The 11,671-nt window shown below is 65.3% G+C and carries 10 protein-coding genes; 6 read left to right on the forward strand and 4 right to left on the reverse strand.

What is annotated here, in order from left to right:
• Positions 1-6 precede the first annotated feature (6 nt).
• On the reverse strand, positions 7-1,110 hold the full coding sequence (purM, locus tag Q0316_RS04045) for a phosphoribosylformylglycinamidine cyclo-ligase (RefSeq protein WP_298670010.1): 1,104 nt from the start codon (positions 1,108-1,110) through the stop codon (positions 7-9).
• 64 nt (positions 1,111-1,174) lie between these two features.
• On the opposite strand from purM, the gene Q0316_RS04050 reads away from it, so the two are divergent.
• The 4 genes from Q0316_RS04050 to Q0316_RS04065 are packed head-to-tail and all read left to right on the forward strand — an operon-like array spanning position 1,175 to position 6,666.
• Complete coding sequence (locus Q0316_RS04050; RefSeq protein ID WP_298670012.1) at positions 1,175-2,407, forward strand: heavy-metal-associated domain-containing protein; 1,233 nt, start codon at positions 1,175-1,177, stop codon at positions 2,405-2,407.
• The gene (locus tag Q0316_RS04055; protein WP_298670014.1) at positions 2,404-3,027 is read left to right on the forward strand and encodes a DnaA/Hda family protein; all 624 of its coding nucleotides are present in this window, start codon (positions 2,404-2,406) and stop codon (positions 3,025-3,027) included. Before Q0316_RS04050 ends, Q0316_RS04055 begins: the two co-directional genes overlap by 4 nt.
• Positions 3,024-5,201: an RNA degradosome polyphosphate kinase gene (locus Q0316_RS04060; RefSeq protein WP_298670016.1), complete on the forward strand. Its 2,178-nt coding sequence runs from the start codon at positions 3,024-3,026 to the stop codon at positions 5,199-5,201. The genes Q0316_RS04055 and Q0316_RS04060 overlap by 4 nt, the downstream gene beginning before the upstream one ends.
• Positions 5,202-5,214: 13 nt before the next feature.
• On the forward strand, positions 5,215-6,666 hold the full coding sequence (locus Q0316_RS04065) for a Ppx/GppA family phosphatase (RefSeq protein ID WP_298670018.1): 1,452 nt from the start codon (positions 5,215-5,217) through the stop codon (positions 6,664-6,666).
• 6 nt (positions 6,667-6,672) lie between these two features.
• On the opposite strand, the gene Q0316_RS04070 is transcribed toward Q0316_RS04065, so the two are convergent.
• A complete protein-coding gene (locus tag Q0316_RS04070) occupies positions 6,673-6,960 on the reverse strand; it encodes an I78 family peptidase inhibitor (RefSeq protein WP_298670020.1) in 288 nt (95 codons plus the stop codon).
• Entirely contained in the window at positions 6,957-8,135 is a 1,179-nt protein-coding gene (gene rnd, locus Q0316_RS04075; protein ID WP_298670023.1) for a ribonuclease D, read from the reverse strand. The genes Q0316_RS04070 and rnd overlap by 4 nt, the downstream gene beginning before the upstream one ends.
• A gap of 139 nt (positions 8,136-8,274) precedes the next feature.
• Here rnd and aspS point away from each other — a divergent pair, with 139 nt between their 5' ends.
• Complete coding sequence (gene aspS, locus Q0316_RS04080; RefSeq protein WP_298670025.1) at positions 8,275-10,077, forward strand: aspartate--tRNA ligase; 1,803 nt, start codon at positions 8,275-8,277, stop codon at positions 10,075-10,077.
• An 83-nt stretch (positions 10,078-10,160) separates the two neighbouring features.
• Positions 10,161-10,931 (forward strand): polyphosphate kinase, encoded by a 771-nt coding sequence (locus tag Q0316_RS04085; protein WP_298670027.1) that lies wholly within the window; start codon positions 10,161-10,163, stop codon positions 10,929-10,931.
• 60 nt (positions 10,932-10,991) lie between these two features.
• On the opposite strand, the gene Q0316_RS04090 is transcribed toward Q0316_RS04085, so the two are convergent.
• On the reverse strand, positions 10,992-11,624 hold the full coding sequence (locus Q0316_RS04090) for a carbonic anhydrase (protein WP_298670029.1): 633 nt from the start codon (positions 11,622-11,624) through the stop codon (positions 10,992-10,994).
• Positions 11,625-11,671 lie beyond the last annotated feature (47 nt).

Here is an 11,671-nt window from a genome sequence, read left to right on the forward strand (position 1 = left end):
GGCAGCTCATGCGTGATGCGTCGCCGTCCAGGCGGCGCGCGCGCTCCATGTTTCGGCGCTCCCGCGCACGGTGCATCCGCGTTCCCCGGCTTCGACGGCGCCGATGCGCAAGACGGTTTCGCCCGCTGCCTCCAACTCGGTTGTGATCGCATCCGCCGCATCGGCGGCGACGATCGCCACCATGCCGATGCCGCAGTTGAAGGTGCGCGCCATTTCCTCCGGCTCGATCGCGCCCTGCGCCTGGAGGAACGCCATCAGCATCGGCTGCGGCCAGGCATCGGCGTCGACCGCCGCATGGCAGCCGGCGGGGAGAACGCGCGGGATATTTTCCAGCAAGCCGCCGCCGGTGATATGCGCGAGCCCCTTGATCCGTTGCGCGCGGAGCAAGGGGAGCAGGCTTTTCACATAGATACGGGTGGGCGCCATCAACGTGTCGATCAGCAAGCGATCCTGATCGAACAGCGCCGGGCGATCGAGTCGCCAGCCCTTGTCCGCCGCCAGCCGCCGCACGAGCGAGAAGCCGTTCGAATGAACCCCGGACGAAGCGAGGCCGAGCATCACGTCGCCCGGCGCGATCGCTGTGCCGGTCAATACCGCCGCGCGCTCCACCGCCCCGACGCAGAAGCCGGCGAGATCATAATCCCCCTCGACATACATGCCCGGCATTTCCGCCGTTTCGCCGCCGATCAGCGCGCATCCGGCGATCCGGCACCCTTCCGCGATCGAGGCGACGACACGTTCGGCCACGGCATTGTTCAGCCGGCCGGTCGCGTAATAATCGAGGAAGAACAACGGCTCCGCGCCCTGCACGATCAGATCGTTGGCGCACATCGCGACAAGATCAATGCCCACGCCCTCATGCCGATCATGCTCGATCGCTAGCTTCAGCTTGGTGCCGACGCCATCATTGGCCGCGACGAGCAACGGATCCTGGAACCCGGCGGCGCGCAGATCGAAAAATCCGCCAAAGCCGCCCAGATCCGCATCCGCCCCCGGTCGGCGCGTCGCGCGGGCGAGGGGCGCGATGGCGCGAACCAGCGCGTTTCCGCCGGCGATGGAAACGCCCGCGTCGGCGTAGGTATAGGGCGCACTGCCACGATCTTGGGTCATGTCGAGCGCGACTAAACATATCTCGCTTGGATTTCCACGCCTGCTTCGCCAAAAGGCGAGCAAGATGCGTCTTCGTCCGTTTTTCATCGCCTCAGCCATCGGTGTGCTGCTTCTCGGTGCCGGCATCGGCATCGCGCAGATCGAAGGGGGCGATCGCGGCGTCGCGCCGATCGACAGTTCATCCGATTTCGAAGTGAGCGGGGTGCACGTCGATGTCTCCGCCAAGGATGCGGACAGTGCGCGCTACGGCGGCTGGCGGCTGGCGCAGCGCAAGGCATGGGTGCAGCTTTCGCAGCGGCTTGGCGCCGGTGGCGGGCTGGTTTCGGATAGCGCGCTCGATTCGGTCGTCTCCGGCATCGTCATCGGGAACGAACAGATCGGGCCGAACCGTTATATCGCGCGGCTGGGCGTGTTGTTCGATCGGGCGCGGGCCAGCGCGATGCTGGGCGTCAGCAATTATGTCAGCCGGTCAGCACCGATGGTGGTGATTCCGGTGATCTGGTCAGGCGGCGTGGCGACCGTTTTCGAACAGCGCACGCCCTGGCAGGAGGCGTGGGCGCGTTATCGCACGGGCGGGAGCACGGTGGATTATATCCGCCCGGTCGGCACGGGGCCGGATGCGTTGCTGCTCAATTACGGCCAGACGCAGCGCCCCGGACGCGGCTGGTGGCGCTCGGTGCTCAATCAATATGGCGGCAGCAATGTGCTGATCCCCACCGTCCGGCTTTACCGTCAATGGCCCGGCGGCCCGATCGTCGGCGTGTTTCAGGCGCGCGGCGGGCCGGATAATCGCCTGTTCGGCCAGTTCGCGTTGCGCGTCAGCGGGCCGGGCGGGCTGGCGCAATTGCTGGATGCGGGCGTGAAGCGGCTCGACGATCTGTATCAGGCCGCGTCGCGCAACGGCTTGCTGCGCAGCGATCCGGGCCTGTCCTATGTTCCGCCGGCGGCGGCGGCGACAGATGTGGTGACGCCTGACGATTCGCTGCCGGTGGAGGGCGTGACGGTCGCGACCACGGCGATCTCGGTGCAATTCGATTCGCCGGGCGCAGGGGCGGTGAACAGCACCGAAGCCGCGATGCGCGCGGTTCCGGGCGTCGCCTCCGCTGCCACCTCAAGCCTCGCGCTGGGGGGCGTTTCGGTGATGAACGTGTCTTATGGCGGCACGCCCGACGCGTTCCGCGCGGCACTGCAAGCGCGCGGCTGGCAGGTATTCGGATCAGGCACCACGATCCGCATCCGCCGCGCGCCGCAATTGCTCCCGCCCGATGTCGCGGCGGACAACGTGACCGCCGGATGAGCCAGATCGCGTTGCCGCTGGAGTGGCCCGCCGATCCGCGCGACGAGGAGTTTCTGGTGACGCCCTCGAACGCGCGCGCCGCGCATACGCTGGAACATTGGGGGGCGTGGCCGGTGATGACCGCGCTGCTGACCGGCCCGCGCAAATCGGGGCGCAGCCTGCTCGCGCGAATCTTCGCTTCGAAAAGCGGTGGGGCGATCATCGACGATGCGGAAATGCGATCGGAGACGGAGCTGTTCCACGCGTGGAACCGGGCGCAGGCGGATCGCCGGCCGCTGCTGATCGTGGCGGATGCCGCGCCGCCGGAGTGGCGCATCAAGCTGCCCGATCTCAATTCCCGCCTTGGCGCCTCGCCGATCGCGGCGATCGGCGCGCCCGATGACGAATTGATGCGGGCGCTGCTGGAACGACAATTCCTGCGGCGCGGGCTGGATGCGCGCGCCGATCTGATCGACTGGCTCGTCGCGCGGATCGAGCGTAGTCATATTGCGGTCATGCGAACGGTCGATGCGCTGGATCAGGAGGTGCTGGAGCGCCGCAAGCGGCTGTCGATCCCGCTCGCGCGCACCACGCTTGCCGCCGCCGCGTTGATCCCGCCCCCGTCGATGGAAATCGAATGACCCGCCCAGCCCATATCGCCGCCAGTATCAAGGATGACGATGATCCGTTCGAGCCGAGCGCGTCGGGCCGCTATTTCAATCGCGAGATTTCGTGGCTCGCGTTCAACCGGCGCGTGCTGGAGGAGGCGTGCAATCCGGCGCATCCGCTGCTGGAGCGGCTGCGCTTCCTGTCGATATCGGGATCGAACCTCGACGAATTCTTCATGGTCCGCGTCGCAGGGCTCAAGGGGCAGCAACTGCTTGAGGTGGAGGCGCGCTCCGCCGACGGGCTGACGCCAACGCAACAGCTCACGGCGATCACGGATGCGGCGGACAAGCTGCTGATGGATCAGGAGAATGTGTGGCGCGATATCCGCCATGCGCTCGCCGATACGGGAATTCAGGTGCTCGGTTCGAGCAGGGTGGACGCGGCACTTTCGGCTGATGAGATCGGCTGGCTCGAAACCCATTTCCGCGAGCAACTGCTGCCCGTGCTCACCCCACAGGCGCTCGATCCCGCACATCCGTTTCCGTTCATGCCCAACAAGGGGCTGGCGGTGATGTTCGATCTCATGCGCCTTTCGGATGACGAGCCGATCCGCGAACTGGTGATGTTGCCCGCGTCGATGCGCCGCTTCGTCCGGCTGCCGGGAGAGAAGGCACGCTATGTCGCGATCGAATCGATCGTGAAGCGTTTTTCCCCGGTGTTGTTTCCGGGTTATCGCGTGCTGGGCGCGGCGGAATTCCGCGTGCTGCGCGACAGCGATATCGAGATCGAGGAGGAGGCGGAGGATCTCGTCCGTTATTTCGCCAACGCGATAAAGCGGCGGCGGCGCGGGCGCGTGATCCGGCTCGAACTGGAAACCGGGATGCCCGCCGCGCTCGAAACGGTGCTACGCGGCGAATTGGGCGGCGGCGGCGCGCTGGTTACCGAAAGCGGCTCGTTCCTCGGCATCGGCGATCTCGATCAATTATATGAGGAGGATCGCCCCGATCTGAAATTCCCGCCGTTCACCCCGCGCTTTCCCGAGCGTATCCGGGAATATGGCGGAGACTGTTTCGCGGCGATCCGCTCCAAGGATATCATCGTCCACCACCCGTATGAGACGTTCGACGTGGTGCTGGCTTTCCTCAAACAGGCCGCAGCCGATCCGGACGTGGTGGCGATCAAGCAGACGCTTTATCGCGCGGGCAAGCAATCGGCGGTCATCAACGCGCTGATCGCGGCGGCGGAGGCGGGCAAATCGGTCACCGCGGTGGTCGAGCTGAAGGCGCGGTTCGATGAGGAGCAGAATCTCATGTGGGCCAACGCGCTGGAGCGCGCGGGCGTACAGGTGGTCTATGGCTTCATCGACTGGAAGACCCACGCCAAGATTTCGGTGGTGGTGCGGCGCGAGGGCGGGCAATTCCGCACCTACTGCCATTTCGGCACCGGCAATTATCATCCGATCACCGCGCGTATCTATACCGATCTCAGTTTCTTCACTGCCGATCCGCGCATCGGGCGCGATGCGGCGCAGGTGTTCAACTACATCACCGGCTATGTCGAGCCGCATGACATGGAACTGCTGGTCATCTCGCCGCGCGGCCTGCGTGACCGGCTGATCGAACTGATCGACCGCGAGATCGCTCATGCCCGCGCCGGGCGACCCGCGGCGATCTGGGCGAAGATGAACAGCGTCGTCGATCCCGCGATCATCGAAAAGCTCTATGAAGCGAGCGGCGCCGGCGTGGAGATTGATCTGGTCGTCCGCGGGATTTGCTGCCTGAGGCCCAAGGTGCCCGGCATGTCCGACAATATCCGCGTGAAATCGGTGGTCGGCCGGTTTCTGGAACACAGCCGGATCGCCTGTTTCGGGAATGGCGCGGCATTGCCGAACGATGGCGCGCATGTGCTGATTTCCTCGGCGGACTGGATGCCGCGCAACTTCGATCGACGCGTTGAATATATGCTCCCGCTCACCAACGAGACGGTGCACGATCAGGTGCTCGATCAGGTGATGGTGGCTAATCTGATTGATGACGAGCAAAGCTGGGAACTGGAATCGGATGGCAGCTATGTGCGGCCTGAACCGGGTGACAAGCCTTTCAACCTGCATCGTTATTTCATGACAAATCCGTCGCTGTCGGGGCGGGGCGCCGCGCTTGCGGAAGGCGGCGAAGTGCCGACCTTGTCGCTGCGCCGGCAACGCTGAAAGGGGCGCCGCGATGGCTGCGCCGCGCACGGCGATCATCGACATCGGGTCCAATTCGATCCGTCTGGTCGTCTATCAGGGGCCGGCCCGGCTGCCGGCGATCCTGTTCAACGAAAAGGTGCTTGCCGGGCTGGGGCGAAGCCTTGTCCAGACCGGGGCGATCGACGCTGAGGCGATGGCGGCGGCGGAAACCGCGCTCCATCGCTTCGCGGCGCTGGCGCGCGAGATGCGTTGCGACACCGTGCGCACCGTCGCCACCGCCGCCGCGCGTGATGCCGCGAACGGCGCCGAATTGCTGGCGATCGCCGAGCGTGCGGGGCTGGCGGTTGAATTGCTTTCCGGTACGCTCGAAGCGCGCGCGGCCGGCCTTGGCGTGCTTTCCGCGATCCCGCAGGCTGATGGCATCGTCGGCGATCTCGGCGGCGGCAGCCTGGAACTGGTGCGGGTGAAGGGCGGCGAGATCAGGCAGCACGCTTCCTTCCCGTTGGGCGTGCTCAGGATCGCGACGCTGCGAGACAAGGGCGGTCTCGATCGCAAGGTGGGGCGGCTGCTCCGCGAGGCGGGCTGGGGTGGCGCGGGAAAAGGGCTGCCCCTTTATCTCGTCGGCGGATCCTGGCGCGCGCTGGCGCGGCTGGACATGGACCGCACCCATTATCCGCTACCGATCATCCATGAATATGCCATGTCGGCGGAGACGATCGCGCGACTGGGACGAACGATCTCGCATCTTCCCAAGGGGCGGCTGAAAGCGGTGCCCGGCCTTTCTTCCGGGCGTGCGCCGACGCTGGGCGATGCCGCGGCGGTGCTCGCATCTTTGCTCAAGCACCTGAAAAGCTGGGGAACGATCGTTTCGGCCTATGGTCTGCGCGAAGGGCTGCTCTACAGCGCGCTGGACGAACGGACGCGCGCGCAGGACCCGCTCGTAGTCGCCACCCGCGATGAAGGGCGGCGTGCGGGGCGTTTCCCGGAACATGGCGATCTGCTGCACGATTGGGTCGCCCCGCTTTTCGCGAACGAGGTGCCCGCCGATGTCCGGCTGCGCCACGCGGCATGTCAGCTTGCCGATGTCGGCTGGCGCGCCAATCCGGAGTTTCGCGCCGAGCGCGGCATGGAGGTTGCGCTCCACGGCAATTGGGTGGGCGTTGATGCGCGCGGTCGCGCAATGATGGCGCAGGCACTGTGGACCGGGCTTGGCGGCAGCATCGCCAGCCCGTCGCCATTGCCCGCGCTGGCGAGCGACGAGGATTTGCGCCGTGCGCTGGGCTGGGGGCTGGCGATGCGGCTGGGGCAGCGTCTTTCCGGCGGGTTGGCCGGCCCATTGCAGCGTTCGCGCCTGTCGATCGACGCGGGCGCGGTGACGCTTGCGCTCGATCCGGCGGATCGCGGCCTTTATGGCGAAGCCGTGGTGAAACGGCACAATGCGCTGGCGGCGGCGCTTGGCCGCGCGCCAATCGTCACCGGCTGAGCCGGCTCAGCCGCAGTTGACGCTCGCGATCCTGTTACGTTCGTCGAGCATGATGTTGAGCCGATCGCCCCGATAATCCATCGTCGCGGGCTGACCGGGGCGGAGCGCACGCACATTGCGCGCTCCGGCGGCGCGCTGAACCTGCCGCGAAAGGCGGGGGGTGAAAGCCCTGCCGATGAAGCGTTGCGCCGGCCCCGCCCGGCATTCGCGCGCAGGCCCCGGCATGGCGGGGCGGTCATCGACACAGCCGACGAGCGCGATCAGCGGCAGCGCGGCGAACATGGCCTTGTTCATGCGGCATTTCCCTCGGTTCGTGTCATCTTGAGCTTTCCGCCCTGAACCGCGAAGCCCAGCCGCCCCTCAACCAGATCAAGCGCGTCATGCCCGAACTGGTCATAGCGCCAACCGGCGAGAATCGCGAGGCCGTCACGTTGCCCGGCGGCAAGCGCCTCCAGTTCCTCACCGCGCGCGAGCAGCCGGGGGGCAACGTCGATATCGCGGGCACGGATTTTGAGCAGCAGCTTCAACAGATCGGCGACCAGCGAGCCTTCCTTGCCCAGCCCCGGCTTGCGATCGTCGCGCGGCGGCATTTCACTTGCGGACATCGGCTCGGCTTCCGCGATCGCCATCATCAGCCGCTTGCCGATATCGTTCGACGCCCAGGTGGAGGACAGGCCGCGGACTTTGGCGAGATCGGCCTGCTTCTTCGGCGGATGCCCGGCGAGATCGGCGAGCGTTTCATCCTTCACGATGCGGCCGCGCGGCAGATCCTTGCCGCGCGCCTCAAGCTCGCGCCAGCGCGCGATCGCCTTGAGCCGCCCGAGCACCTCCGGCTTGCGCCCGGAAATGCGGACGCGTTTCCACGCGAGATCGGGATCATTGGCATAATTCGCCGGATCGGCGAGCCGTTCCATTTCCTGATCGAGCCACGCGCCCCGCCCGGTCTTGCGCAGCCGTTCGAGCATTTTGGGAAAGATATTCGACAGATGCGTCACATCGCCGATCGCATAATCGACCTGCCGCTGATCGAGCGGACGGCGTGACCAGTCAGTAAAGCGTGCCCCCTTGTCGATCTGGATGCCGAGCCAGCTATCGACCAGATTCGAATAACCGATCTGCTCCCCCTGGCCGAGCGCCATCGCGGCGACCTGCGTGTCGAACAGTGGATAAGGCGTTTTGCCGGTGAGATTGTAGATGATCTCGATATCCTGCCCGCCGGCGTGAAACACCTTCAGCACTTCATCATTTTCGACCAGCAGTTCGAGCAGCGGCGCCATATCGAGCCCCGGCGTCTTGGGGTCGATCGCGGCGGCTTCCTCGGTATCGGCGATCTGGATCAGGCACAGCTCGGGCCAATAGGTGCTTTCTCGCATGAATTCGGTGTCGACGCAGATGAAGGGGGCATCGGCGAGGCGCGCGCAAAGGTTCGCGAGCGTCGCACTGTCGGTTATCAGCGGATGAACATGCATAAGTCGCGCCCCATAGCCCTGTGCGAGCGCCTTGACAAAGCGGGGATGTAAGGGGAGGGCGCGGACTTCCGCGCGACCGGCAGAAGGGAAGGGCAACAAAGCCCGCCCACGCTAAGGTCAGGAACCGAGACAAGAGAATATGCACGCCTATCGCACGCACACCTGCGCTCAGCTTACCGCCGCCAACGTCGGGGAAACCGTTCGTCTTTCCGGCTGGGTCCACCGCAAGCGCGATCACGGCGGCGTGCTGTTCGTCGACCTGCGCGACCATTACGGCATCACCCAGATCGTGGCGGACAGCGATTCGCCCGCGCTCGGCCTGCTCGAGTCGCTGCGCGTCGAATCCGTCGTCACGATCGACGGCGCGGTGAAGAAGCGTTCGGACGCGACGATCAACCCCAATCTCGCGACCGGCGAGATCGAGGTGTTCGCCACCGCCGCGACCGTGCAGAGCCATGCGCAGGAACTGCCGATGCCGGTGGCGGGCGAGGCGGAATATCCGGAGGAAATCCGGCTGCGCTATCGCTTCCTCGATCTGCGCCGCGAAACGCTGCACGCCAATATCATGCTGCGCTCCTCGGTGATCGCATCAATCCGCAAGCGGATGATCGACCAGGGCTTCACCGAATTCCAGACGCCGATCCTCACCGCCTCCAGCCCCGAAGGCGCGCGCGACTATCTCGTCCCCAGCCGCGTCCATCCGGGCAAATTCTACGCGCTGCCGCAGGCGCCGCAGATGTTCAAGCAACTGATGATGGTCGCTGGCTTCGATCGCTATTTCCAGATCGCGCCGTGTTTCCGCGATGAGGATGCGCGCGCCGATCGTTCGCCGGGTGAATTCTACCAGCTCGATTTCGAGATGAGCTACGTCACGCAGGAAGACGTGTTCGCCGCGATCGAGCCGGTGCTGCACGGCGTGTTCGAGGAATTCGCGAACTGGCAGGGCAAGGGCCGCACCGTCAGCCCGCTCCCGTTCAAGCGCATCCCATATCGCGAATCGATGCTGAAATACGGCAACGACAAGCCCGATCTGCGCAACCCGATTTTGATTTCGGATGTGTCGGATCATTTCGTCGGCTCGGGCTTCGGTCGGTTCGCCTCGATCGTCGAGGCGGGGGACGTGGTGCGCGCGATTCCCGCGCCCAAGACCGCGGAAAAGAGCCGCAAGTTCTTCGACGACATGAATGGCTGGGCGCAATCCGAAGGGTTCGCCGGGCTTGGCTATGCCACCCGCAAGCAGGGCGAATGGGGCGGCCCGATCGCCAAGAACCATGGCGAGGACAAGATGTCCGCGCTGGCGGACGCGCTTGGCCTCGGCCCGGATGACGGCATTTTCTTCGCCGCCGGCAAGGAAGCGCAGGCGGCCAAGCTCGCTGGCCTCGCCCGCACCCGCGTCGCCGAGCAACTCGATCTCATCGACCAGAGCCGCTTCGAATTCTGCTGGATCGTCGATTTCCCGATGTTCGAATATGACGAGGACGCGAAGAAGGTCGATTTCAGCCACAACCCGTTCAGTATGCCGCAGGGCGAACTGGCGGCGCTGGAAACGATGAACCCGCTCGATATCCTTGCTTACCAGTATGATATCGTCTGCAACGGCGTAGAGCTTTCCTCGGGCGCCATCCGCAACCATCGCCCGGAAATCATGTACAAGGCGTTCGAGATCGCGGGCTACAGCCAGCAGGACGTCGATACGAACTTCGCGGGCATGATTAACGCGTTCAAATTCGGCGCGCCGCCGCATGGTGGCTCCGCGCCGGGCATCGACCGCATCGTGATGCTGCTCGCCGATCAGCCGAATATCCGCGAGGTGATCGTCTTCCCGATGACGCAAAAGGCCGAAGACCTGATGATGGGGGCGCCGAGCTTCGTTTCGGCAAAGCAGCTTCGTGAACTGAACCTGCGCTCCACCGCGGACATACCGACGCCAGCGGCGGGCTGAGCGCACCGGCGTTTTCGGCAACAATCGCGCGCGCTTTACGACAGGATATTGAGCGCGCGCGATTTCCCCGTCATTCTGGCGCGATGATCGATCTCGCGGATTATGAGCGGGGAAAGCCCCATAAGGGGGATTATCGCCGCGACCTGGGCCGCTTGCAGAAGCGGCTGGACCGGATTCTCGTCGCGCATATCGTGCACCGGCGAGCGGCGGTGGTGATGCTGGAAGGATGGGACGCCGCCGGGAAGGGCGGGATCATCCAGCGGCTCGTTTCCACATGGGATCCGCGCCATTTCAAGGTCTATCCGATCGCGGCGCCAACGGCGGAGGAAAAGGCGCGCCCGTTCCTGTGGCGCTTCCGCACCCGATTGCCCACGCCGGGAAACATCACGGTGTTCGATCGCAGTTGGTATGGCCGCGTGCTGGTGGAGCGGGTGGAGGGCTTTGCGACTCGGGCCGAGTGGAAGCGCAGCTATGGCCAGATCAACGAATTCGAGACGCGGCTGATCGAATCGGGCACCACGCTGGTGAAGCTGTTCGTCCATGTCGGGCAGAAGGAGCAGGACAGGCGTTTGCAGGAACGGGTCGATGATCCGTGGAAACGCTGGAAGACCGGGCTTGAGGATTATCGCAACCGCGCGAAACGCGTCGCCTATCTGGAAGCGATGCACGAGATGTTCGAGCGCACCGATACGGGCGTCGCCCCGTGGCATGTGATCGACGGCAACGACAAGAAATCGGCGCGGATCGCGGCGCTTGGTGTGGTGGCGGATACGCTGGGGGGCAATGTGCCGATGGACCCGCCGCCGCTCGATCCCGAAGTGGCGCGTATCGCGCATGAGGCGCTGGCCGGTTGACCCGCCTTTGCCCGTCCGCACGGATTTGAGCGCGGACGGGCAAGAGCGGGGCGGGACCGGTCAGGCGGCGGGGGCGAACTCTCCGTTCTCGCCCATCACCCACAGCACGCCGCCGCGGATCGAGAACCACGCGCCGCGCAGCGTGAGCCGCCCCTCGGCCTCCGCCGTGCGCACGCACGGGAAGGTGCGCAGATTGGTGAGGCTGACGCGCACCGTTTCCAGTTCGAGCTGGTGCGCGGCCTCCTCGCCCTCGCCATATTTGGCGACGACGCGATCGCGCGCTTCATCCAGCATGTCGATCCAGCGCGCGATGAAGCCGCCTTCGCCGGGCCGGGCATGATCGAAGCATCGCGTGAGCGAGGCATGGACGCCGCCGCACATGCCATGGCCCATCACCACGATTTCGCTGACCTTCAATTGCGTCACCGCGAATTCGAGCGCGGCGGAAACGCCGTGCCGCGCCTCGTCGATTTCCAGCGGGGGCACGAGATTGGAGACGTTGCGAACGACGAAAATCTCGCCCGGTGACACATCGAACACCGTGGCCGGATCGGTGCGGCTGTCGGAACAGGCGATCACCATCACCTTGGGGCTTTGCCCCTCCGACAGTTCGGCCCATCGTTCGTGCTGCTCGACCCAACCATGTTCACGAAAACGCCGGTATCCGGCGACGAGATCTGTAAAGTCGGCCATGGCGCGGCTCTTAGCGCGTTGTTTCGCGCGATGTCAGTCGCTATTTG

The sequence above is a fragment of the uncultured Sphingomonas sp. genome, from assembly GCF_937871615.1.
In the GTDB taxonomy this organism is placed as follows: Bacteria; Pseudomonadota; Alphaproteobacteria; order Sphingomonadales; family Sphingomonadaceae; genus Sphingomonas.